The following is a 22277-nucleotide window of genomic DNA, read 5'->3' on the forward strand; positions in this document are numbered from 1 at the left end:
ATGGAATTAGAAAAAGAGATATTTAGCAAAGGTTTTGATAGTTTTTACAATAAAGCTATCGTGAATATTCTTTACACACATGGTTGGTTAAGCAATCATTTAAAAAGCGAATTAGATAAATCAAATATTACTCCGCAACAGTATAATGTTCTTAGAATTTTAAGAGGACAACTTCCAAACCCGGCTACCATAAATTTACTTAAAGAGCGTATGTTAGATAAAATGTCTGACGCTTCGCGTATTGTAGACCGTTTGGTACAGAAAGAGTTGGTAAAGCGCTCTATCAATAAAAAAGATAGGAGAGCTGTTGATATCATCATTACAGATAAAGGACTTAAGCTATTGGAAACCATCCAAATGGAAGCACATGTTATCAATATCCTAAAAAACAATCTTTCAGAAGAAGAAGCAAAGCAATTAAGCGATTTATTAGATAAGTTTAGGGGTTAAACTTAGTGTAAAAAGTAACCCACTAAAGCCAATATAATACCCAAAGATACTGCTAAAGTCTTTTTTAAAGTAAAACGATGATCTACTGTAGATTCAAATAATATGGTTGTAGAGATATGTAAAAATATACCAATTACAATACCCATAATAGAAGAATAATACTCGCCCAAGAAAGCACCATTTTTAAGAGAAAAGCTGAATAAGTAGCCAAAAGGCGACATTAATGCGAAAACAACCAATAAAATAGAGGTCGTTTGTTTACTGATATGGTTACTTAATAAAACGCTTCCAAGTGCAAAAGCAGCCGGTATATGGTGAATTGCAATTCCTAAAACCAATTCTTGATTGTTGGCCGCTGCAATAGGCATTCCTTCTAAAAAAGCATGCAAACTTAAACTCAGCATAATTCCCCAAGGAAAGCTTTTTTGATGGCTGTGTTTATGGATGTGGCCATGCTCAATACCATCAGAAAATTGTTCTAACAATATCTGTAAGATAAAACCTCCCAAAATAAATAAACCTACCTCATGGTTATGACCTTGATAAACATCTGGTAAAAGATGTAAAACGGTTATGGCAAATAAATAAGCACCACTAAAAGCTAAAATAAGTTTAAGTCTTTGCGGATGATCTTTCTTAACAAAGAATACAGCAAAACCGCCAATAATTGCCCCAGTGGTAAGGATAAGGATGATTAAATAATTCATGATTGCGTAGAAAGAGCAAAATATTTTTGATATAATTTAGCTATACCAAAACCAATAAAAGAACCTAATAAAGCGCCAACAGTAATATCTATAGGAAAATGTACCCCTACATAAACTTGTGCTATAGCTATAGAAGCAGCCCAAATAAGACCAGTTGCAAGGGTATATTTCCAGCGTTTTCTAAATGTCGTAATCAGAAATACAGCTATGGCAAAATGGTCTGTAGCATGCGTAGAAGGGAAACTCAAGCCAGAACCGCAAGGAACCCGGCTAATGACTTGTTCCTTAAGCTCTGTATTGTTACATGGTCTTATTCTCTGGAAAGCAGGTTTTAAGATGCTGGCACTGCCAAAATCTGCGATAGAAACTGTAATGGCTAAGAAAATAACCAGGTACAAGCCTTTCATTTTATACCATTTGATGGCAAAGAATATGATGGCCAGGTAAAGCGGAATCCAAGTGTATTTATTACGCAAAATTGGCATCAGAAAATCAAACACAGGATTGCTTAGGCCATTATTGATTGCAAAAAATAGCTGATGATCTAATTGAATAAGCTGTTCTGTCATATTTTTTCACAAACAAAAATAAGTCTATCAGAATGGTTAATGTCAAACGCGTTTAGCTCATAATTACCAAAGGTATGAGCTATTTCTAAGCCAGCTAGTTTAAACATCCTTTCAAAATCTGTTAATTTAAAATCTCTTACTTCTTCTTTAAAAGAATAGTGTTTAGCATGATGTTCAAAATCTATAGTTTTGATGATTTTACCATCTTTAACTGTTCTGCTGATATGAAATTCAATACCATCAACCTCTTTAACTTCTCTTAAAACCAGTTTGTTGATAATTTTCTGACTGTTCATATAGTCGAAAACTAGTTTTCCATCCGCTTTAAGCGATTTACGGAAAGTTTTTAGCGCATTGATATGCTCTTTTTCAGTTTCAAAATAGCCAAAACTGGTAAACAAGTTAAAAGCAAAATCAAAGTAATTGATATAAAATAGGTAGCGCATATCATGCACTAGAAAGTGCAAACGGCTATTCTCAAAAGAATGTGCGTATTTTATATTAGCAACAGAAAGGTCTATCCCGGTAACGTCAAAGCCTTTTTTGTTCAGATAAATGGCATGTCGGCCTCTTCCACAAGCAATGTCTAGCATTCTTGAGTCTTTGGCAGGTTTTAGTAAAGTACACAGGTTATCAATAAAAAGTTCAGCCTCTTCATCGTCTCTTTGTTTATAAAGAATATGATAGAAAGGCGAGTTAAACCAATTCTGAAACCACTTTTTCGGCATAAATATCAATATTAGAATTGTTGCAAATATAGCTAATTAAGCTTTCAATTTGTTTTTATCCCCAATATTAAGAATTGCAAATGCTTATGTTTATTTTTGCCCAAAATATAAGATCGTGACTTTAATAAAATCAATCTCAGGAATAAGAGGTACTATAGGTGGTAAAGCCGGAGACGCTTTAACCCCGTTTGATGTGGTGAAATTTACAGCTGCTTTTGGTAGTTGGGTAATACAACAAGGTGGAAATAAGAAAATTGTAGTAGGTAGAGATGCTCGTATTTCTGGCGAGATGGTGAGAAACTTGGTTGTAGGTACTTTACAAGGTTTAGGTATTGATGTTATAGATTTAGGCTTGTCTACTACACCAACGGTAGAAATTGCCGTACCGGATGAACAAGCCGGTGGCGGTATTATTTTAACCGCTAGTCACAATCCAAAACAATGGAATGCCTTAAAATTATTGAACCATAAAGGTGAGTTTATCAATGATGAAGAAGGTAAAAAAGTACTTGAAATTGCAGAAAGCGATGCTTTAAGTTTCGCTGATGTAAATGATTTAGGCTCGGTAAAATTTGATGATTCTTATCTGCAAAAGCATATTGACAAGATTTTAGCTTTGCCTTTGGTTGATGTTGAAGCTATTAAAAAAGCTAATTTTAAAATCGCTATAGATGCTGTTAACTCTACCGGAGGTATATTTATTCCTGCTTTATTGAAAGCATTAGGAGTAGAAACTGTTTACGAGCTTTACTGTACGCCGGATGGACATTTTCCTCATAACCCAGAGCCATTGCCAGAAAACTTAACTGAAATTTCTAAAGTAGTAGTACAAAACAGAGCCGATTTGGGCATTGTTGTAGACCCAGATGTGGATAGGTTATGCTTTGTTTGTGAAGATGGTTCTATGTTTGGCGAAGAATATACGTTGGTAGCTGTTGCTGATTATATTTTGAAAAATAATCCGGGTAATACAGTTTCTAATCTATCTTCTACCAGAGCGTTGAGAGATGTTACTGAGGCTGCTGGTGGTGTTTATAAGGCTTCTGCAGTTGGTGAGGTAAATGTTGTAAACCTCATGAAAGCAGAAAATGCTATTATCGGTGGCGAAGGAAATGGTGGAATTATTTATCCTGAATTACATTACGGAAGAGATGCTTTGGTTGGAATTGCCTTATTTTTAACGCATTTAGCTAAATATGGCAAGTCAATTTCTTTGCTAAGAAAAAGCTATCCTTCTTATTTCATTTCAAAAAACAAAATCACGCTTACACCAGAAATGGATATCGATAACTTGCTCAAACAAGTTGAAGAGAAATATAAAAATCAGCCTTATTCTACAATTGATGGTCTCAAAATAGAGTTTGATAAACAGTGGGTACACTTACGTCGATCTAATACAGAGCCTATCATCAGGATTTATTCAGAAGGAGATTCTGAAACTGTTGCCGATAACTTAGCAAATAAGATTATTGCAGATATTAAGGAGATATTAAAGTAATGTTGATTGATTTTTGAATGATAGAATGATAGATTGCGTATACTGATTAACTCATTAGGATTAACAAATGGAAAGAATAAGTAAATCTGAATTTGCGGATATTTTTAAATCTAGAACTAAACAATTTGTGATAGATAATATTTCACTTTTCAGGTTACTTCCTAAAACAGAAGAAGCTAGGATAATTGGTAAGCAGTTATTAAGGTCTTCATCATCAGTTGGGGCAAATTATAGAGCAGCTTGTAGAGCAAGGTCAAAAGCAGAATTTTTTTCTAAATTATCAATTGTAGTAGAAGAAGCAGATGAAAGTGCGTTTTGGTTGGAAGTTTTGGTAGAAAGCAACATATTAAAACTAAATGAAGTAGAAAGACTTTTAAATGAAGCAAATGCGATTTTAAAGGTCGTTTCTTCGGCTAGAAAAACTGTTTCATCAAACAATACTAAATAATTATAAAAGTCAATAAAAGGCAATCATTCAATCAAAAATCACTCAATCAATAAATAAGTAATCATTCAATCAAAAATCACTCAATCAATAAATAAGTAATCACTCAATAAAAATGACTCGTGTATATTTAGATAATGCCGCAACTACGCCTTTAGATAAAGAGGTGATGCAAGCAATGATGGATGTGATGGAGCAAAGTTATGGCAATCCATCTTCTATACATGCGCATGGTAGAGAAGTAAGAACTATTGTGGAGAAGGCAAGGAAAAATGTAGCCAACTTACTTCATACCGCTCCGGCGAATATATTTTTTACTTCCGGAGGTACCGAGGCTGATAATACCGCTATACGTTCTGCTATTCAAGATTTAGGAATTACCCATGCCATTACTTCTAAAATAGAACATCATGCTGTTGGTCATACTTTAGAGATGCTAGAGAAAACAGGTAAAATAACTCTTAGTTATGTGGATATTGATAGCAAAGGAAATATTGATTTTACGCATTTAGAAGAGTTACTAAGTAAAGCTGATAAATCTTTAGTGTCTTTAATGCATGCTAATAATGAAATTGCGACCATCACAGATATTGAAAAGGTTGGTGAGCTTTGCGAGCAATATGGTGCTATTTTTCATTGTGATACAGTGCAAACTATGGGACATTATGCTTTTGATGTTAGTAAGCTGAAAGTGCATTTTATGGTATGCTCTGCCCATAAGTTACATGGCCCAAAAGGAGTAGGCTTTTTATATGTTCATCCATCTATAAAAATAAACCCTATGATTTATGGTGGTTCGCAAGAGCGTAATATGCGTGGTGGAACAGAAAATGTTTACGGAATAGCAGGTTTATCTAAAGCGTTTTCTATCGCTCATGAGCACATGGAAGAGCATCAGAAACATATTCAGGCACTAAAAACATATATGATGGAAAAGCTAAAATTGGCGATTCCAGATATCCATTTCAATGGAGAAACAGCTGCTGATAAAAGCTTATACACTGTTTTAAGTGTTTGCTTTCCTGAAATGGATATGGCAGATATGCTCTTATTTAATTTAGATATCAATGGTATTTCGGCATCTGGTGGTAGTGCGTGTTCATCCGGAACAGATATAGGCTCTCATGTACTTACAGCTATAGGTGCAGATGCTCATCGGCCATCAGTAAGGTTCTCTTTCTCTAAGCTTAATACTACAGAAGAAATTGATTATGTGGTAGAAAAGGTTAAAGAAGTGTATAAACTGTAGATTTAAACTGGCAAGCTATTTGTTTTTAACATCATGCATAAATTTATTTAAAACATGATGTTATGGAAAGTAAAGTAGAAAAACTGAATGAGCTTAAAGAAAAAGAACTTAAGTTAAAAGAGCAATTGTTAAAAGAAGGGCATGAGGATATAAAAGATAATAATCCAGACCCTGTTGTAGATAGTAAGGATACGTTTACAGTATCGCCAGCTAATAAATCAAGAGTACATAAAGGACATATAGGGCCTGATAAAGAACCCGGAACATTTTAAAATAAACGAGAGTCTGCCACAAGCAGGCTCTTTTTTTTGAGAACATTTTATCCTTTTAAACTGTATTAATCTAGTAACCTATTAGCATGATGAAAAGAAGAGATTTTATTAAAACCGGGGCGCTAGCAGTAGCTGCTTCTCAAATACCAGGAAAAGCTTGGGCTTCTTGGTTTAGTATGGCTGATTATCAAATCAAGATGTTAAGTGATAATCTGGGTGTTTTTACAGAACAAGGTGGTACTATCGCATTTTTAAAGTCTAAAAGTGGTATAGTAGTCGTCGACTCTCAGTTTCCAAATCCAGCTCAGCATTTGATAGATGAATTGAAAAAAAGGTATGAGGAAACTCCTTTTCAATTATTAATCAATACACATCATCATGCTGATCATAGTAGTGGTAATATCGTATTTAAAGGATTGGTGAAACATGTGGTGGCACATGAAAATTCGGCTAAAAACCAAATCAGGGTATCGGAAGAAGCTAAAAAAGCAGGTAAAGAAAGCGTGATTTTAGCTCCGGATAAAACTTTTCAAACCACATGGAACTATAAATTAGATAAAGAAAATATCAAGCTCTATTATTTTGGAGCTGGACACACCAACGGAGATTCCTTTGTACATTTTGAAAATCAAAATGCTGTGCATACCGGAGATTTAGTTTTCAATAGAAGATTTCCTTATATCGATAAAACAGCAGGAGCAGATATCCAAAATTGGATTAAAGTTTTGGATAAAGCGGTAAACACATTCGATGCAAAAACGCAATATATTTTTGGTCATGCCTTAAACCCACAAAAGATTATTGGCACACAAGAAGATATTAAAGCGTATCAAAATTATCTAGAAAAGCTTTTAGAATACGTTTCTAAAGAGAAAAAAGCAGGTAAAAGCTTATCAGAGATTTCTAAAGTGAAATTTATATCCGGTGCAGAAGAGTGGCAGGGGCAAGGGATAGAGCGAAGTATAAATGCCGCTTACCAAGAGTTGTAAAACAAAAAGAGCCGAATTTAAATCGGCTCTTTTCGTTTAGTTATTCATGATTCTGATGAAAGTAGAGAGTTTGTTTTTGATTTCTCTTCTATCCACAATAAAATCTAGGAAACCATGCTCTAAAACAAATTCAGATGTTTGGAAACCTTTGGGTAAGTCTTTTTTGATGGTTTCTTTGATAACTCTTGGACCTGCAAAACCAATTAATGCACCTGGTTCTGCAATATTAATATCACCAAGCATCGCATAAGAAGCTGTTACACCACCTGTTGTAGGGTCTGTTAATAAAGAGATGTAAGGTATTTTTGCTTTACTTAATAAAGCTAGTTTAGCTGATGTTTTAGCCATTTGCATTAAAGAGAATGCAGCTTCCATCATCCTTGCTCCACCAGATTTAGAAATCATCAGGAAAGGAATTTTATGCTCAATACAATAATCTATAGATCTTGCAATTTTCTCCCCAACTACTGAGCCCATAGAACCTCCAATAAAGTTGAAATCCATACAAGCGATAACTAAATCCTGTCCATCTATCTTACCATGAGCAGCTCTTATAGCATCTTTTAAGCCTGTTTTTTTATAACTTTCAACTAATCTGTCTTTATATGATTTCGTATCTGTAAAATTAAGTGGATCTCCAGAGGTTAAATTGCCAAATAACTCTGCAAAAGCATTATCATCAAAGAAAATCTCAAAATACTCTTTAGAACCTACTCTTAAATGATAATTGCAATACTGGCAAACGTATTTATGCTCAACCTGCTCAGAGTAATGGAGTGCTTTTTTACAATTAGGGCACTTATTCCATACGCCATCCGGTGCTTCTTTTTTATCCTCTGTAGAGGTAAATATTCCTTTTGTACTTCTTTTAAACCAAGCCATTCTTTTAAAAAAGTGAGAATGCAAATAAACAAAAAATTGATGAATACTTAACCTCTAATGTTTTTTAGTAAGTATAGAAATTACAAAAGGCTTATTTTCAATAAGTATTCAGCCGGTTTAATAAATTTTTTTAACTTCGAGTCTTAGAAAAATTGAAATAGAAATGAGTTTAAAAGATTTTAAAGGGGTAATTACCGGAGAGCAAGTTCAAGAATTATTTGAAGCCGCAAAAAAACATCAGTTTGCTTTACCTGCTGTTAATGTGATTGGTACAAATTCTATTAACGCTGTAATGGAAACAGCTAAAGCTGTTAATTCGCCAGTTATTGTACAACTATCTAACGGAGGAGCACAATTTTACGCAGGTAAATCTCTTGATAATGATAAATTACAAGCATGTATCTTAGGTGGTGTTTCTGCCGCACAACACGTACATTTATTAGCAGAACACTATGGTGTTGCTGTTATTTTACATACCGACCATTGCGCTAAGAAATTATTACCTTGGTTAGATGGATTGTTAGATGCTGGAGAGAAATTTTACGCACAGCATGGTAAACCATTATTTTCTTCACACATGATAGATTTATCTGAAGAGTCTATTGAAGAAAATATAGAGATATGCAAAACCTATTTAGAGCGAATGAGCAAAATGGGGATGACATTAGAAATAGAATTAGGTGTAACCGGTGGTGAAGAAGATGGTGTTGATAATTCTGATGTAGATTCATCAAAACTATATACCCAGCCAGAAGAAGTTTCTTACGCTTACGAAGAGTTAAGCAAAATAAGCCACAGATTTACTGTTGCAGCAGCTTTTGGTAACGTACATGGTGTTTATAAGCCAGGAAACGTAAAACTACAGCCAGTAATCTTACATAACTCTCAAGAGTATGTTAAACAAAAGTTTGGTTTAGATGCAGAGAAACCTATCAATTTTGTGTTCCACGGTGGTTCTGGTTCATCACAAGAAGAAATTAGAGAAGCAATTTCTTACGGTGCTATCAAAATGAATATTGATACAGATATGCAATGGGCATTCTGGGAAGGTATTTTAAACTACTACAAAGGAAAAGAAGGTTACTTACAAGGTCAAATTGGTAACCCTGAAGGTGATGATTCTCCAAACAAAAAATATTACGATCCAAGAGTTTGGTTAAGAAAAGGTGAAGAGCAATTTGTAAAGCGTTTAACCGCAGCATTTGAAGATTTAAATTGCTTAGACGCAAATTCAAAACTTTAATAAACATAAAATAAGAGGAGAGGGTAGAAGAAATTCTACCCTTTTTTATTTGCTTAAAATGCCAGAATAAGATAAGTTTAAGGTATGATAGAAGTTAAGAAGGTTAGCGCCCAAGAAGAACTAGATAAAGTTTTTGCTATTAGAAAAGAAGTTTTTGTAGTAGAACAAAACTGTCCGCCAGAGCTAGAATGGGAAAATGAAGATGTTTCTCATCATTTTTTAGCTTTTTTAGAGAGTAAGCCGGCAGGTGCTTGTAGATGGCGAAAAACAGATAAAGGCTATAAATTAGAGCGTTTTGCTGTATTAAAATCTTGTAGAGGTAAAGGAGTAGCGCAGGCTATGCTTAAAACTGTTTTGGCAGATTTGCCCAAAGATGCTGAGTATGTTTATTTACATGCACAAATAACAGCTATCGGTTTATATCAGAAATTTGACTTTCAAGCGGTAGGTGATATTTTTGAAGAAGCTGGTATACAGCATTATAAAATGGTTTTAAAGAAATAATTTGATTTTGTATTTCAGTAAAAGATAAATTTAAAGCCATACAAGTTTGCTAAGAAATAGCATCAGATAATTTAAATAGAAAGTCTAAAACAATACTAGTAGATATAAAATCAATCATAAACACCATGATAAAAAGAAGAGCATTTTTAAAAAACACCTCTATGGCAGGTGTTTTAGCTTTAAGTATTCCAGAAATTGTGCAGGCGGCTATGCCCAAAGCATCAGGTATAAAACTCCAAAAAGGAGATGTTATCCTTTTTCAAGGAGATTCTATTACAGATGCTGGTAGAAAAAAGGATGATTTAAATTTTAACACACCTAATAGCCTAGGCGGAGGTTATGCCTTACAAGCAGCAGCAGAAATGCTTTTAAAACATCCAGATAAAGGACTTAAAATTTACAATAAGGGTATCAGCGGAAATAAAGTGTACCAATTAGCAGAAAGATGGGATAAGGATTGTTTAGAGCTAAAACCTCAGGTTTTGAGTATTTTAATTGGTGTTAACGACTATTGGCATAAGCACAATGGTAAATATGATGGCACTATAGAAACCTATAAAAAGGATTTTAGAGCTTTATTAAACAGAACAAAAGAGAGCTTACCCAACGTTAAATTGATTATAGGAGAACCATTTGCTGTTAAAGGTATTAAAGCTGTTGATGAATCTTGGTATCCGGCTTTTGATGAATATAGAAAGGCAGCTAAAGAAATAGCAGAAGAATTTCAAGCTATTTTTATCCCGTATCAAAAAGTTTTTGATGAAGCGCAAAAAACTGCCCCCGGCGTTTACTGGACTTATGATGGTGTTCATCCATCTTTAGCTGGTGCAAAACTTATGGCCGAAGCTTGGTTAAAAGCTTTATAATTTTCTCCCTTCGGATAAACAAACATCTATCCGAAGGGAATTTTTAAAAACATTTGGATTTTAAATATGTACAATTCATCCATTAAAATGGCGTCTTCAGTAGGTTAAGCAAATCTAATTTTCGGCTTTTAAGTTATTTCATCATAACTAAAAAAATGAAAATCATGAAAAGCACAACAACACAAAAATGGATGAAATTAGGCATCATAGCCAGCCTAATTCTAGTAACAGTTTCTTTTACGGGATGTAAAAAAGACGATGACCCTGCACCAGTACAAAATAATATTGTACAATTGGTGGTAAACAATCCTAATTTTAGTTTCTTAGAAGCCGCGGTTGTAAAAGCAGAGCTAGTAGAAGCTTTAAGTGGACGAGGACCTTTAACTGTATTTGCACCAACCAATGATGCTTTTATTGCAGCAGGTTTTGCAAATGAGGCAGCAGTTTCTGCATTATCAAAAGAAACTTTAGTTTCTATTTTAACTTATCACGTAGTAGGAAGTGGAATTACTTCTTCTGCTATTCCTACAGCTGCAAACACTCCAGTAGAAACTTTAGCAGAGACAGATGTTTTTGTTACTAAAGATCAAAGAGGGGTTTTTGTAAATGGTGCACAAGTGGTACAAGCAGATGTACAAGCTTCTAATGGTATTATCCATGTAATTAACAAAGTTTTAATGCCAGCAGTAGGCAACATTGTGCAAGCAGCACAAGGCAATGCTAATTTAAGTTATTTAGTAGCTGCAGTATTAAGAGCTAGTGAAGGGACTACCAATGTAGCAGAAGCATTATCAGCAGCAGGACCACTAACTGTATTTGCACCAACAAACCAAGCTTTTATTAATGCAGGTTTTGCAACTACTGCCGCTATTCAACAGGCTACTCCAGCTTCTTTAACCAGTATTTTAACTTATCATGTTGTTCAAGGAAGAGTACTGTCTACAGATTTAACAGAAGGTGCTACACCAACTACACTAAATGGTGGCACCGTAACTATAAGTTTATCAGGTGGAGCTAAAGTTAGAGGTGCAGGTAACACTTCAGCATCTAATATAACATCTGCAGATATCATCACTACTAATGGTGTGGTACATGTAATAGATCAAGTATTGTTACCAGCAAGTTAATTAATCAAGAAAATTTCATAGTATTGATGTAAGAAAATCACCAACATGTTTAGTTTAAAATATAGGTATCTGATTATTTTAGCTTTAGGATTTTATTCTTACATCAATACCTATTTCACAGATTTTTTTAATCATTATCAAGTTAAGGCTTCATCAGAAGCCTTAATACTTTCTTTTTTGCTTATTGTATTTTTTGTTTGGGAGTTAAGCAGACTGGCAGAAAAAGTTTTACAGCATTATTTTAAAACACCATCAGCAGTTAAATTTCTTGCTATTTTATTCATCATCAGTTTACCACTAACGCTTATTTCTGCAATTGCTGTAATTGCGATAGCTGGTGTTTGGTATTCGGGCTATCAACTTACAGAAATCCAAACAGAAATTAAATTAACCCTCTTACTTGCTTTTAGAATCAATTTATTTTTACATTGTATTAACTCCATCGTATATTTCTTTAAGCAATTAAGAGCTAAACAATTAGAAGCAGAGGAGTTGAAAAGAGCAAAAATCCAAGCTCAGCTACAGCAAATTAAAACACAAATCAATCCTCATTTTTTATTCAATAATCTTAATGTATTGGCATCTCTTATCATGAATAAAAGCGAAGAAGCCAATCAGTTTATAGAGAGTTTCTCTGAAGTTTATCGTTATATCTTAAAAAATCAGGAAAAAGAACTGGTAAGTCTTCAAGACGAACTTAAAGTGATGGATTTGTATATTTTTCTGTTAAAAAAACGTTTTGCAGAAGCTATAAAGTTTCATATTTCTTTTGATGAACATCACTTAAAAAACACCTATATCGTACCTGCAACCCTTCAAATTTTAATAGAAAACGCAATAAAACACAATATTGCATCTTCATCAAAACCACTTAGCATAGATATTGTTATAGAAAATAACATATTGATGGTGCGAAACAATTATCAGCCTAAGAAAATTCTAGAAAACTCTAGTCAGATAGGTTTAAAAAGCATCAATCAACAATATAAAATAATCTGTGGAAAGGAAATTACTGTGAAAAACCAGGATGATTATTTTGAAATAACATTACCTGTTTTAAAAGTAGAAAACTATGAAGTTTTTAATCATTGAAGATGAACCACTTGCAGCAGAAAGATTAGTTAATTTATTATCTCAGCATTATCCTCATATAGAAAAACCCGAGACCTGTGACAGCGTAGAAAGTGCAGTTTTATGGCTTAAACATCATCCAATGCCAAATTGTATTTTTATGGATATCCAGTTATCTGATGGTTTGAGTTTTAATATTAGCCATGATGTAGAAATTACATGTCCAGTAATATTTACTACCGCTTATGAAAACTATGCTTTAAAAGCTTTCGAATTATTTAGTATTGATTATTTACTAAAACCAGTAACGCTTAAAAGTCTCAAGCAAGCACTCCATAAACTTGAAACTTATACAAACGCTACCCTAACCCCACAACAAAATTTATTAGATATTCCGGCATCAACATATAAAAACCGCTTTCTGATTAAGATAGGTAATAAAATGTTTTTTGTTGATGTTAGCCATGTGGCTTATTTTTTGTCTGATGATAAATCTGTTTACTTACATACTACAGACGGGAAAGCTTTCCCGATAGATTATACTTTAGATAGCTTGATGGAGCTTTTAAACGAAAAAGAATTTTTTAGACTTAATAGGCAAGTTATCGCCAGAATTGATGCTATTAAAGATATTAAACTTTATACTAACAGAAGATTAAAACTTACCCTAAACAGTGGTAATGCAGTAAATGATTTTATAGTGAGTAGAGAAAGGGTAGCTGCATTTAAAACCTGGGCCGGAAACTAATTATTTCTCTCATTATTAATTATGAAGCTTCAACTATTTTCTACCATTTTTATTATTTTACTTAGTCTCCAAAGCTTAGCACAGAAAAAGGAAGATGTTATTTATCTACTTAATGGATGGGTTATTCGTGGTAAAATCATCAGTAAAGAACAAGACAAAATAAGTATTCAATCAGTAGATAGAAATCTATATGTTTTTAAAGCTAATGAAATTAAAGAAATTACAGAAGAAGAAATTCCTCCAGTTTTTAATATCAAGCAAAAAGGATTTGGACATTTTACAGAGCTAGGGCCGCTAGCATCACAGAACACAGGCGAACTTAATGTAAACACTTCTGCTTTTTCTTTTCAAACTATTAATGGTTATAAGTTTAATCAGTTTTTATTTACCGGAGTAGGTGCTGGTATAGATTTATATGCTACACAAACGTTTTTCCCGGTAATAGGCACCATTCGTGGCGATTTTAGAGCAGGTAAACAATTTGTACCCTTTTATTTTACTGATTTTGGCTATGGCTTTAACGGAACTAAAAATACCATTACGGGTGTTTCTTATGAAGGAGGAACGGTGTTTGCCGCAGGTCTTGGACTTAAAATTGGCTTAAGCAATAATGCAGGTGTGATGATTAGTATTGGTTACCGAGACCAACGTTATGGCACTGTACAGCAAAACTTAAGCACTAGAAATAATTATCAAAGAATAGCGCTTAGGGCAGGTTTTTATCTTTAAAAACAATACAGAATTTGATGTTTTTTTATCATCAAGCAAGAATATCATAAATACCTGGTGTTTTTTACATTTTGTATGTTAAATATCCAGTTGATTTATAACCTCTTTAGGTGCCATAATAGGTTTTCCAAATGAAGTAAAAACTACTACAACTTTAGCTTTTGCTATCAATATATCTGCTTTATAAATATTTTGGTAGAAGATGAACCTTAGATTTCCATCACGCTCTAAATTTAAACTCACATAAAATTTATCACCGCTTTTTAGCGGCTTTTTATAGTCTATCTCTATACGATAAACTACAGGGTCTATATGTTGCTGATGTAGCTTTTCAAAATCTAAACCTTTATGCTTTAAAAATTGATGTCGGGTATGTTCTAAATAATTTTGATAAACGGCGTTATTTACAATTCCTTGTAAATCGCATTCATAATCTCTAACCTCAAAATTTTCTATAAACATTATATTTCTGGGTTGTCATAAGCAATCATTTTAGCTTTTTCTGCTTGAGGAATAGCTATAGGTTTACCCGTTTGATAGTCAATAGCTACTTGTGTAGTTTTGCCAATTGTTTTTAAAATAAACTGATCTTCTTCTTCCGCGTAAAGCAAATAAGCAATATCAAAACTAGTATTACCAACTCTGGTGGTTTTTACACAAGCTGTTATTTTATCTTCCAAAAGTATAGGTTTTAAGTACTCTACTTCTGATTTTACCAATATAATTCCGGTTGCTTTCCAATCCCATTCTATAATATCTTTCCAATAAGCAGACCTAGCTTGTTCAAAATAAGTAAGGTAAACAGCATTGTTAGCATGGCCAAACATATCCATATCCGCAAACCTGATAGGGATAGGAGTTTTATAAGTAAAAGCTGTAATATTTTCTTCTATTTTCATATACGACTGCAATAAAGTCAGTAAAATTAATTTAATAACGACAAAAAGTCTTGTTTTAAACTCAAAATCACCATTGGTATCAGAGTTGATTCATCCTTAAACGTAAACAAATTTAAAATAATTTATAAGGAGGATATAAAAATGACTTTAGTAAAATTTAACAACGAAAAAAACGGTGTAAGAAACTATTCGCCATTTAACGATTTATTTGACAGCTTTTTTAGAGACAGTTATTATAATGACAGTACTTTAAATAAGGTTCCGGCTGTTAATATTTTTGAAAACGAAGAGTCTTACGCCATTGAAGTTGCAGCACCAGGTTTAAAAAAGGAAAATTTTAAGCTTCAATTGGAGAAAAATATTTTGAAAATTTCTGGAGAAAAAGCCACCGAGACAGAAAGTGAAAACAGAAAAGTTACCAGAAAAGAATTCAGTTACAACGCTTTTGCAAGATCATTTACTTTACCAGAAACAGTAGATTTTGCTAAGATTGATGCCAAATACGAAGATGGTATATTACAGGTAACTATTGGTAAAAAAGAAGAGGCTAAAATACAATCCAGAGAAATTGCAATAAGTTAATCATAGTTTTTAGGTTTAGTTTTTTTGATTGGCATCCCGTTTTTGTTAACAGAAACGGGATTGCTTTTTTACTTCAAAATCAACATTATTTACTAAATTTGGACATGAGTTTAGAAATTCTGGATACCCGCCGTAAAGCCTTAACAATTAATCTTGACCCAAATATATACGGTACTTTTGCAGAAATTGGAGCCGGACAAGAAGTAGCTAGAAACTTCTTTACAGCTGGTGCCGCATCTGGTACCATTGCCAAAACCATGTCTGCTTACGATATGACTTTTAGTAATGAAATTTACGGTCAGGAAGAATCCGGAAGATACGTATCTAAATCAAGATTAATAAAAATGCTTGATTATGAATTTAAACTCTTGGGCGATAGATTGTTTGGAGATAAATATCAAACCAAAACTTTTTTCGCTTTTGCAAATACAGTAACCACCCTCAATTATAATAAAACTAACGATCCGCATGGTTGGCTGGGTATAAAATTTCAATTAGAACCCTATGGCCCACCGCATGAAATTATTTTCCATGTGCGTTTGTTAGATAGTGATGCCAGTTTGCAACAAAATGTTTTAGGGATTTTAGGCGTAAATTTAGTTTATGCAGCTTTCCATCTTTATCATAATCCAAAGGCTATGATAGAATCTTTGGCTGATAACTTATCTCAAGGCTCGGTAGAAATTGATTTGATTAGCTTAAAAGGTCCGGTATTTGAGTTTTTGGATGATATTTTGGTAAACTTATATCTGATACAAAAAGGCTTTTCTAGCGCAGCTATTTTTGATCATCATGCTAAAGCAAAACAAGCTAAAGATTTGATGTATAAAAAGCATATCATGATTTTACGTACTCGCTTTAACCAAAAAGTATTGCCAGATTTTAATCTTTTTAGTCATGCAGTTAATCAGTATAAATCTACTTTAGATATTGTTGATACAGAACTGGTTACCCTTGCCGAGCTTACTCTAAATAATTTGATGGAGCATGCTGATAAAAGCGACGAAGATTTATTAAAAAGAGTAGCTAAAAGAGCCAGAGAAATTTCTGAAAAAGGTCATTATGTTATTGTATCTAATTTTAATAGACATAATAAATTAGCAAAATATTTAGCCCTTGCTAAGCCTAAAAGTGTAGGAATTACCACCAATATTTCTAATTTACAACACATTTTTAAATCAGAGTATTATGGCGAAAACTATACGAATGAGTTATTAGCTTATATCAGCGATTTGTTTAGTAGAAATGTAAAACTTTTAACCTATCCTTACCGCGATATTAAAAATAAGACTACGGTTACTACCAAAAATGTTGAAGTATCGCCAGAAGCAAAACCACTTTTTGATTTTTTAATACAAAACAAATATATTATTGATATTGAGGAGATTGCAGAGATTATTTAGTGTATAAAAATTTCATTTGTATATCTCTTAAGCTTTCAAATTTTGATAATATTTTGTTGAGCTCGGCTTTTCTAATGCTAAGGTTTATAATTACATGTAAATCAAATTCTTGGCTCAAAATTTCTAGTCTATCTTCTTTGATGATTTTCATGACATCGTTCATCAATAAATAATTAAACTTTAATTCATAAACATCATTTACCGTTTTTTCAATGATTTGAGCATTTGAAATCGCGTCTTCTGTAGCTGTCTTATAAGCGTTTATTAAGCCTGGCACACCTAATAAAGTACCTCCAAAATACCTTACAACTACTACTATAATATTAGTGAGCTTTTTAGAAAGTAAAACATTTAAAATAGGTCTGCCGGCAGTGCCAGAGGGTTCTCCATCATCATTAACTCTATAAATATTTTTATCCGGTGTAAGCCTGTAAGCATAACAATGATGTCTGGCTTTTGGATGTGCTGTTTTTAAATTAGAAATAATGGTTTTTAAATCATTTTCTTTTAAAAAGGGATAAGCATAGGCTATAAACTTGCTTCCTTTATCTCTAAAAATACCTTCGGATGGTGCTTGTATAGTTTGGTATGTATCCTCAAAAAACATTAATTAAGAAAACGTGAGAATTATAATCGATACAATAGCTAAAAATAAACCTATCTTATTAAGTACATTAAGGCGTTCTTTAAATAAAATTAAACCTGCTAAAGAACCTAAAGTTATAACACCTATATCTAATGCAGCATATACAACAGAAGGGCGATTTTTTTCTATCTGAAGCGCAAAAATATAAAAGTAGATAGAACCAAAATTAAAAAAACCTAAAACAATACCTGCTAAGGCAGCTCGGGTTTGAAATTTTAAAGTTCCATTTATTTTCTGATAAGCCAAACTACCAAAAGCCAGAATAGTAGCAATAGAGAAAACATAAAATAAAGAGCTTGTAAAGCTTATTCCCTCAATTTTGGTTAAAAAATTAAAAAGAATATCAATAATGCCAGTACCTAAAAAAACAATAATAGGAAACCAAAATTTCAAATCCTTTAAAGAAAATTTACCATCGGGCTTAGAAGCTACAATAGCCATAAAACCAATGGTAAGACCAATAATTTTTATAGGAGTTAATTGCTCGTTAAACAATAAAAACGATGCAATTATTGGTAAAGCCAATGATAAGCGTTGTGCTATTACGGTTATAATGATACCAGAAGTGGCTATACTTTTACTTATAAAATAAAAAATAGATAATAACAAAACTGATGTGATACAGTAAAGCGTAAAATCTGGTATGGTAGGAATGGTACTTAAATCGGGTTTGAAAAACAAAAAACACAACAATGCAGCTGTTGGATAATTAAAAACAATGGCTTGATAAGCATTTGTGTAATATCTTCTCAGTAATTTTAAGTTGATACTTACGATAACGCTACATAAAATAGCAATAGCTAAATATATCATGAATGTTGAGGTGTAAGCGTTAATAATTTATCTTTGCCAATATCGGTTAAGCTTTCTTGAATACCATTAATTTCAGGTGCTTTTAAACCATCTTCCCATGTGATAGGAGAGATGAAAATTCTAGCTTCATCCCATAAGCCAGCAGCAATAAACATTTGTAAAGTTTTAACTCCACCTTCTATAATAACAGATTGTATATCTTGTAAATACAACTGATAAAGTAAATACTGAGGTAAAAAATAGTCGAAATCTTCTATGCTGATGTATTTTAACTGGTCTTTTATAGCTGTAAGTTCTTTATTAAACACAAAAGTTTCTATAGAATTATCAAAAAGATAAAGCTTTTCATCCAATTTTAAATCCCTATCAATAACCGCTCTTTTAGGATTTCTTCCGCTTACTAATCTTACATTTAATTGTGGATTATCAATTTCAGCAGTTTTTTTTCCTACCAATACACAATCTTCTTCGCTTCTCCACTGGTGTACCAGCATTTTAGCTTCTTTACCACTTATCCATTTCTGCGAACCATCTTTGGTAGCAAAAAAGCCATTTAATGTTTGGGCCCACTTTAAGATGATATATGGTCTTTGCTTCTCAACCCGGGTAAAAAAACGCTTGTTAAGTTGCAAACATTCTTTTTCTAAAATACCCGATATCACTTCTATACCTGCATTTTTTAACTTCTCTATTCCTTTACCATTAACTTTACTATAAGGGTCTTTACAACCTATAACTACTTTTGGTATTTGATGTTGAATAATTAAATCAGAACAGGGTGGGGTTTTACCAAAATGCGCACAAGGCTCTAAGGTTACATAAATAGTTGCCTGTTTTAGTATTTCTGAAGCGTTTTGATATTTTAAAAATACATCTTTAATAGCATTTACTTCAGCATGTGCTTCGCCATATTTTTGATGATAACCTTCTCCTATAATTTTGCCTTGGTACACAATTACAGCACCTACCATAGGGTTAGGACTTACATATCCGGCACCTAATTTTGCTAATTCTAATGCTCTTTGTATAACTATTTCGTCTTTAGTCACGTATCAAAGATAGTAATTAGTCTTTTAGCCTTTTATTTTAAAATATTTAATACAATTTAATGACCATTAAAAAATATACCATCTTAATATTTATTTTTTTAACCAGTTTTTTTAACGTTTGGAATGTTAAAAACAGCAAGTTATTTGCTGAAATAAGTATGCCCAGAAATCAGCCCGTTGTAACTATATTAGATAGTTTACATTTAGAAAATCAAGATTTGAAGTTGCAAAATCTAAATAAAGAACTCAAAATAGAAAGTAGAAATTTCTTAATCTATACCATTCTTATTTTTTCTTTAACAGCACTGTTTCTGTCATTTAGACTATATAAAAGCGGTAAAAAAGCTAAAATAAATAATAAGATATTAAAAGAGCAAAACGAAGAAATTATTAAGCAAAAGAAAGAATTGGAAGATTTAAATAACCTGAAAAATAAATTCTTCTCTATTATTTCTCATGATGTAAGAGGGCCATTATTATCTTTAAAAGGTACTTTAAATTTGTTAGATGATAATCTATTAAACGAGCAAGAATCTAAAATCTTAATAGCAGAGTTAAAATATCAATTTAATTCAACCTCAAACCTATTAGATAATCTTTTGGTATGGTCAAGAAGTCAAATGCGAGAAGAAAAAATTCAGAAAACAGCATTTTATATACTTCCTATTATTGAAGATAATATTGCCTTAGAACGAAATAATATCATGAAAAAAGATCTTTACATCAAAATAGATGTGCAGGAAGATTTTAAATTATTTGCCGATAAAGAGATGACTAAGATTATAATTAGAAATCTGATTAATAACGCATTAAAATTTACACCTAATAAAGGTAAGATAGAAGTTTTATGTACAAAGAATGATGGTTTTGCAGAGATTTCTATAACCGATACGGGTATAGGCTTAACAGAAAAAGAGATTAAAGAAATATTAAAATGTAATTTTTACACAACTAAAGGATTAAACGAAGAAAAAGGTACCGGTTTAGGTTTAAGCCTTAGTCAAGAATTTATTAAAAAGAACAATGGCGATTTCAAAATAAAAAGTAAAAAAGGAGAAGGTTCTACATTTTTATTTACTTTGCCACTTTTTAAAGAAATTCATGTTAAAGAAGCAAGCTATTAAAGCCAATTATGTGGAAGCACTTAAGAGCATTTATGAAAAAGATGAAATAAACGCTCTTTTTAAGTGGATAAGCGAAGATGTAATACATTTACCTGAACTACAACAAAAAGAATTATTTGATGATTATTTAACAAAACTAGCACTAAAACAACCGCTTCAACAAGTTTTGGGCTATACCTATTTTTACAACTTAAAATTTAAAGTGAATAAACATGTACTTATTCCAAGGCCAGAAACCGAAGAATTGGTTTACATGATGCTTCAAGAATGCGGAAAAACATCAAATCAAGAAATTTTAGATATAGGTACCGGTAGCGGATGTATAGCCATCTCTTTAAAAAAGAATTTACCAACTGCTCAAGTTCATGCTATTGATGTGAGCGAAGAAGCTTTAAAAATTGCTTACACAAATGCTAAAGAGAATGGGGTAGAGGTACACTTTAAAAAAGATAACGCTTTGGCTTTAAAAGCTGATGATTATCCTAAATTTCATATTATTGTTAGTAATCCGCCTTATATTGCACTATCAGAAAAGCAAAATATGCATGATAATGTAGTAAACTTTGAGCCACATTTAGCTTTATTTGTTGAAGATGATGCCCCCTTGATTTTTTATGATAAAATAGCTGATTTTGCACTAAAAAATCTTTACCCAAACGGATTATTGTTTTTTGAGATTAATCAAAATTTAGCAGTAGAAACACAAGAACTTATCCAGAAAAAAGGCTTTAAAGCTCAAATCATCAAAGATTTAAACAATAACAATCGTTTTATAAAAGCTCAACTTCTTGGGTGATATTGTGTAATGGTTTGTTTTAAAAAATCTCTATCCAGATGGGTGTAAATTTCTGTTGTAGTGATGCTTTCATGACCTAACATTTCTTGTATAGCTCTTAAGTCTGCACCACCTTCTATCAAATGCGTAGCAAAAGAATGTCTAAACGTATGCGGACTAATCGTTTTTTGAATTCCCACAGCTTTTGCCAAATCTTTGATAATCATAAAAATCATCACTCTAGAGAGTTTAGTACCTCTTTTATTGAGGAATATAAAATCCTCATGACCTTTTTTTATATCCAGATGATTTCTAACGGTATCTAAATATATTTGAAGATATTTTAAAGCAGAACTTCCAACAGGCACTAACCTCTCTTTATTACCCTTTCCTTTAATTTTTAGAAATTCTAAATCAAGATATAAGTCAGATAATTTAAGATTTACAAGCTCGCTAACCCGTAGTCCAGAACCATATAAAATCTCTAATATGGCTTTATTTCTGGTGTTTTCTGGTTTTGATAAATCTAAACCATCAAGCAATAAATTAATCTCATGTACGCTTAAAACTTCTGGTAGTTTTCTTCTCGTTTTTGGAGTCTCTAATAATGCAGAAGGGTCTGTTTCTAATAAATCCTCTATAATTAAATATTTATAAAAAGCTTTTATACCACTAATTATTCTAGCCTGAGTGGTAGCTAACATTCCTAACTCGGCAATCCATTTGATAAAATCTCTTAAATCCTGAGGTTTAGCTTTCAACAGAGAAACAGGCGTGGTTTTCATCTCTAAAAACTGAACTAGCTTTTCAACATCACGTATATAAGCCTGAACAGAATTTTCTGATAAGGATTTCTCTAATTTCAAAAAAGATTTAAATCCCTTTTTAAATGATTGCCATTCCACTTTA

Annotated in this window: 27 protein-coding genes; 17 read left to right on the top strand and 10 right to left on the bottom strand. The window is 32.5% G+C overall.

The genetic code is table 11. The annotated features are described in order from the left end of the window. Window positions 1–450: a MarR family winged helix-turn-helix transcriptional regulator gene (locus B2745_RS01265; protein ID WP_304062592.1), complete on the top strand. Its 450-nt coding sequence runs from the start codon at window positions 1–3 to the stop codon at window positions 448–450. Window positions 451–452: 2 nt separating this feature from the next. Here the strand turns inward: B2745_RS01265 and B2745_RS01270 are convergent, their stop codons facing one another. The 3 genes from B2745_RS01270 to B2745_RS01280 are packed head-to-tail and all read right to left on the bottom strand — an operon-like array spanning window position 453 to window position 2454. Next, complete coding sequence (locus tag B2745_RS01270; RefSeq protein WP_304062595.1) at window positions 453–1157, bottom strand: ZIP family metal transporter; 705 nt, start codon at window positions 1155–1157, stop codon at window positions 453–455. Beyond that, a complete protein-coding gene (locus B2745_RS01275) occupies window positions 1154–1726 on the bottom strand; it encodes a phosphatase PAP2 family protein (protein ID WP_304062597.1) in 573 nt (190 codons plus the stop codon). Before B2745_RS01275 ends, B2745_RS01270 begins: the two co-directional genes overlap by 4 nt. Next, the gene (locus tag B2745_RS01280; RefSeq protein ID WP_304062600.1) at window positions 1723–2454 is read right to left on the bottom strand and encodes an SAM-dependent methyltransferase; all 732 of its coding nucleotides are present in this window, start codon (window positions 2452–2454) and stop codon (window positions 1723–1725) included. The genes B2745_RS01275 and B2745_RS01280 overlap by 4 nt, the downstream gene beginning before the upstream one ends. A 115-nt stretch (window positions 2455–2569) precedes the next feature. Here B2745_RS01280 and glmM point away from each other — a divergent pair, with 115 nt between their 5' ends. From glmM to B2745_RS01305, 5 genes are all read left to right on the top strand, one after another. After that, window positions 2570–3952: a phosphoglucosamine mutase gene (glmM, locus tag B2745_RS01285; protein ID WP_304062603.1), complete on the top strand. Its 1383-nt coding sequence runs from the start codon at window positions 2570–2572 to the stop codon at window positions 3950–3952. 67 nt (window positions 3953–4019) lie between these two features. After that, window positions 4020–4400 (top strand): four helix bundle protein, encoded by a 381-nt coding sequence (locus B2745_RS01290; RefSeq protein ID WP_304062604.1) that lies wholly within the window; start codon window positions 4020–4022, stop codon window positions 4398–4400. Window positions 4401–4512: 112 nt separating this feature from the next. After that, on the top strand, window positions 4513–5646 hold the full coding sequence (locus B2745_RS01295; RefSeq protein ID WP_304062607.1) for a cysteine desulfurase family protein: 1134 nt from the start codon (window positions 4513–4515) through the stop codon (window positions 5644–5646). 62 nt (window positions 5647–5708) lie between these two features. Then, window positions 5709–5918, top strand: coding sequence for a hypothetical protein (locus B2745_RS01300; RefSeq protein ID WP_304062610.1), 210 nt, complete (start codon window positions 5709–5711; stop codon window positions 5916–5918). Window positions 5919–6004: 86 nt separating this feature from the next. Next, window positions 6005–6907 (top strand): MBL fold metallo-hydrolase, encoded by a 903-nt coding sequence (locus tag B2745_RS01305; RefSeq protein WP_304062613.1) that lies wholly within the window; start codon window positions 6005–6007, stop codon window positions 6905–6907. A gap of 36 nt (window positions 6908–6943) precedes the next feature. On the opposite strand, the gene accD is transcribed toward B2745_RS01305, so the two are convergent. Further along, window positions 6944–7789, bottom strand: coding sequence for an acetyl-CoA carboxylase, carboxyltransferase subunit beta (gene accD, locus B2745_RS01310; protein ID WP_026904803.1), 846 nt, complete (start codon window positions 7787–7789; stop codon window positions 6944–6946). Between the two features lie 163 nt (window positions 7790–7952). On the opposite strand from accD, the gene fbaA reads away from it, so the two are divergent. The 7 genes from fbaA (at window position 7953) to B2745_RS01345 (ending at window position 14077) form a co-directional block, all read left to right on the top strand. Further along, entirely contained in the window at window positions 7953–9032 is a 1080-nt protein-coding gene (gene fbaA / locus B2745_RS01315; RefSeq protein WP_026904804.1) for a class II fructose-bisphosphate aldolase, read from the top strand. 84 nt (window positions 9033–9116) lie between these two features. After that, on the top strand, window positions 9117–9536 hold the full coding sequence (locus tag B2745_RS01320) for a GNAT family N-acetyltransferase (RefSeq protein WP_304062616.1): 420 nt from the start codon (window positions 9117–9119) through the stop codon (window positions 9534–9536). A gap of 125 nt (window positions 9537–9661) precedes the next feature. Beyond that, window positions 9662–10402, top strand: coding sequence for an SGNH/GDSL hydrolase family protein (locus B2745_RS01325; protein ID WP_304062619.1), 741 nt, complete (start codon window positions 9662–9664; stop codon window positions 10400–10402). A 164-nt stretch (window positions 10403–10566) separates the two neighbouring features. Beyond that, window positions 10567–11529: a fasciclin domain-containing protein gene (locus B2745_RS01330; RefSeq protein ID WP_304062622.1), complete on the top strand. Its 963-nt coding sequence runs from the start codon at window positions 10567–10569 to the stop codon at window positions 11527–11529. A 45-nt stretch (window positions 11530–11574) separates the two neighbouring features. Beyond that, window positions 11575–12621 (top strand): sensor histidine kinase, encoded by a 1047-nt coding sequence (locus tag B2745_RS01335; RefSeq protein WP_304062625.1) that lies wholly within the window; start codon window positions 11575–11577, stop codon window positions 12619–12621. Next, a complete protein-coding gene (locus B2745_RS01340; protein WP_304062629.1) occupies window positions 12602–13348 on the top strand; it encodes a LytR/AlgR family response regulator transcription factor in 747 nt (248 codons plus the stop codon). Before B2745_RS01335 ends, B2745_RS01340 begins: the two co-directional genes overlap by 20 nt. Before the next feature lie 21 nt (window positions 13349–13369). After that, complete coding sequence (locus B2745_RS01345) at window positions 13370–14077, top strand: hypothetical protein (RefSeq protein ID WP_304062632.1); 708 nt, start codon at window positions 13370–13372, stop codon at window positions 14075–14077. A 78-nt stretch (window positions 14078–14155) separates the two neighbouring features. Here B2745_RS01345 and B2745_RS01350 read toward each other — a convergent pair whose 3' ends face one another. Next, window positions 14156–14539, bottom strand: a complete 384-nt coding sequence (locus B2745_RS01350; protein WP_304062635.1) for an acyl-CoA thioesterase — start codon at window positions 14537–14539, stop codon at window positions 14156–14158. Next, window positions 14539–14976, bottom strand: coding sequence for an acyl-CoA thioesterase (locus tag B2745_RS01355; protein ID WP_304062637.1), 438 nt, complete (start codon window positions 14974–14976; stop codon window positions 14539–14541). Before B2745_RS01355 ends, B2745_RS01350 begins: the two co-directional genes overlap by 1 nt. Before the next feature lie 141 nt (window positions 14977–15117). Between B2745_RS01355 and B2745_RS01360 the strand changes: the two genes are divergently transcribed. After that, window positions 15118–15558 (top strand): Hsp20/alpha crystallin family protein, encoded by a 441-nt coding sequence (locus B2745_RS01360; protein ID WP_304062640.1) that lies wholly within the window; start codon window positions 15118–15120, stop codon window positions 15556–15558. 104 nt (window positions 15559–15662) lie between these two features. After that, complete coding sequence (locus B2745_RS01365; RefSeq protein ID WP_026904813.1) at window positions 15663–16961, top strand: hypothetical protein; 1299 nt, start codon at window positions 15663–15665, stop codon at window positions 16959–16961. Here B2745_RS01365 and B2745_RS01370 read toward each other — a convergent pair. The 3 genes from B2745_RS01370 to ribD are packed head-to-tail and all read right to left on the bottom strand — an operon-like array spanning window position 16954 to window position 19469. Continuing rightward, entirely contained in the window at window positions 16954–17568 is a 615-nt protein-coding gene (locus tag B2745_RS01370) for an IMPACT family protein (protein WP_304062642.1), read from the bottom strand. The two genes, B2745_RS01365 and B2745_RS01370, sit on opposite strands and share 8 nt — an antisense overlap. A gap of 3 nt (window positions 17569–17571) precedes the next feature. Further along, window positions 17572–18420, bottom strand: a complete 849-nt coding sequence (locus tag B2745_RS01375) for an EamA/RhaT family transporter (RefSeq protein WP_304062645.1) — start codon at window positions 18418–18420, stop codon at window positions 17572–17574. Beyond that, window positions 18417–19469, bottom strand: coding sequence for a bifunctional diaminohydroxyphosphoribosylaminopyrimidine deaminase/5-amino-6-(5-phosphoribosylamino)uracil reductase RibD (gene ribD, locus B2745_RS01380; protein WP_304062648.1), 1053 nt, complete (start codon window positions 19467–19469; stop codon window positions 18417–18419). The genes B2745_RS01375 and ribD overlap by 4 nt, the downstream gene beginning before the upstream one ends. Window positions 19470–19528: 59 nt before the next feature. On the opposite strand from ribD, the gene B2745_RS01385 reads away from it, so the two are divergent. Next, the gene (locus B2745_RS01385) at window positions 19529–20593 is read left to right on the top strand and encodes a sensor histidine kinase (protein WP_304062651.1); all 1065 of its coding nucleotides are present in this window, start codon (window positions 19529–19531) and stop codon (window positions 20591–20593) included. Then, window positions 20571–21389, top strand: a complete 819-nt coding sequence (gene prmC, locus B2745_RS01390) for a peptide chain release factor N(5)-glutamine methyltransferase (RefSeq protein ID WP_304062655.1) — start codon at window positions 20571–20573, stop codon at window positions 21387–21389. Before B2745_RS01385 ends, prmC begins: the two co-directional genes overlap by 23 nt. Here the strand turns inward: prmC and xerD are convergent. Beyond that, window positions 21374–22273: a site-specific tyrosine recombinase XerD gene (gene xerD, locus B2745_RS01395; protein ID WP_304062658.1), complete on the bottom strand. Its 900-nt coding sequence runs from the start codon at window positions 22271–22273 to the stop codon at window positions 21374–21376. The genes prmC and xerD overlap by 16 nt on opposite strands. Between the last annotated feature and the right edge of the window lie 4 nt (window positions 22274–22277).

It is taken from the genome of Pedobacter glucosidilyticus (assembly GCF_002483235.1).
GTDB classification, from domain to species: Bacteria; Bacteroidota; Bacteroidia; order Sphingobacteriales; family Sphingobacteriaceae; genus Pseudopedobacter; species Pseudopedobacter glucosidilyticum_B.

What these genes read in the sequence shown, in the direction of transcription:
- B2745_RS01265 (WP_304062592.1), top strand. Translation starts at nt 1, where the DNA reads ATGGAATTAGAAAAAGAGATATTTAGCAAAGGTTTTGATAGTTTTTAC.
- B2745_RS01270 (WP_304062595.1), bottom strand. Translation starts at nt 1,157, where the DNA reads ATGAATTATTTAATCATCCTTATCCTTACCACTGGGGCAATTATTGGC.
- B2745_RS01275 (WP_304062597.1), bottom strand. Translation starts at nt 1,726, where the DNA reads ATGACAGAACAGCTTATTCAATTAGATCATCAGCTATTTTTTGCAATC.
- B2745_RS01280 (WP_304062600.1), bottom strand. Translation starts at nt 2,454, where the DNA reads ATGCCGAAAAAGTGGTTTCAGAATTGGTTTAACTCGCCTTTCTATCAT.
- B2745_RS01290 (WP_304062604.1), top strand. Translation starts at nt 4,020, where the DNA reads ATGGAAAGAATAAGTAAATCTGAATTTGCGGATATTTTTAAATCTAGA.
- B2745_RS01295 (WP_304062607.1), top strand. Translation starts at nt 4,513, where the DNA reads ATGACTCGTGTATATTTAGATAATGCCGCAACTACGCCTTTAGATAAA.
- B2745_RS01300 (WP_304062610.1), top strand. Translation starts at nt 5,709, where the DNA reads ATGGAAAGTAAAGTAGAAAAACTGAATGAGCTTAAAGAAAAAGAACTT.
- B2745_RS01305 (WP_304062613.1), top strand. Translation starts at nt 6,005, where the DNA reads ATGATGAAAAGAAGAGATTTTATTAAAACCGGGGCGCTAGCAGTAGCT.
- accD (WP_026904803.1), bottom strand. Translation starts at nt 7,789, where the DNA reads ATGGCTTGGTTTAAAAGAAGTACAAAAGGAATATTTACCTCTACAGAG.
- fbaA (WP_026904804.1), top strand. Translation starts at nt 7,953, where the DNA reads ATGAGTTTAAAAGATTTTAAAGGGGTAATTACCGGAGAGCAAGTTCAA.
- B2745_RS01320 (WP_304062616.1), top strand. Translation starts at nt 9,117, where the DNA reads ATGATAGAAGTTAAGAAGGTTAGCGCCCAAGAAGAACTAGATAAAGTT.
- B2745_RS01325 (WP_304062619.1), top strand. Translation starts at nt 9,662, where the DNA reads ATGATAAAAAGAAGAGCATTTTTAAAAAACACCTCTATGGCAGGTGTT.
- B2745_RS01330 (WP_304062622.1), top strand. Translation starts at nt 10,567, where the DNA reads ATGAAAAGCACAACAACACAAAAATGGATGAAATTAGGCATCATAGCC.
- B2745_RS01335 (WP_304062625.1), top strand. Translation starts at nt 11,575, where the DNA reads ATGTTTAGTTTAAAATATAGGTATCTGATTATTTTAGCTTTAGGATTT.
- B2745_RS01340 (WP_304062629.1), top strand. Translation starts at nt 12,602, where the DNA reads ATGAAGTTTTTAATCATTGAAGATGAACCACTTGCAGCAGAAAGATTA.
- B2745_RS01345 (WP_304062632.1), top strand. Translation starts at nt 13,370, where the DNA reads ATGAAGCTTCAACTATTTTCTACCATTTTTATTATTTTACTTAGTCTC.
- B2745_RS01350 (WP_304062635.1), bottom strand. Translation starts at nt 14,539, where the DNA reads ATGTTTATAGAAAATTTTGAGGTTAGAGATTATGAATGCGATTTACAA.
- B2745_RS01355 (WP_304062637.1), bottom strand. Translation starts at nt 14,976, where the DNA reads ATGAAAATAGAAGAAAATATTACAGCTTTTACTTATAAAACTCCTATC.
- B2745_RS01360 (WP_304062640.1), top strand. Translation starts at nt 15,118, where the DNA reads ATGACTTTAGTAAAATTTAACAACGAAAAAAACGGTGTAAGAAACTAT.
- B2745_RS01365 (WP_026904813.1), top strand. Translation starts at nt 15,663, where the DNA reads ATGAGTTTAGAAATTCTGGATACCCGCCGTAAAGCCTTAACAATTAAT.
- B2745_RS01370 (WP_304062642.1), bottom strand. Translation starts at nt 17,568, where the DNA reads ATGTTTTTTGAGGATACATACCAAACTATACAAGCACCATCCGAAGGT.
- B2745_RS01375 (WP_304062645.1), bottom strand. Translation starts at nt 18,420, where the DNA reads ATGATATATTTAGCTATTGCTATTTTATGTAGCGTTATCGTAAGTATC.
- B2745_RS01385 (WP_304062651.1), top strand. Translation starts at nt 19,529, where the DNA reads ATGACCATTAAAAAATATACCATCTTAATATTTATTTTTTTAACCAGT.
- prmC (WP_304062655.1), top strand. Translation starts at nt 20,571, where the DNA reads ATGTTAAAGAAGCAAGCTATTAAAGCCAATTATGTGGAAGCACTTAAG.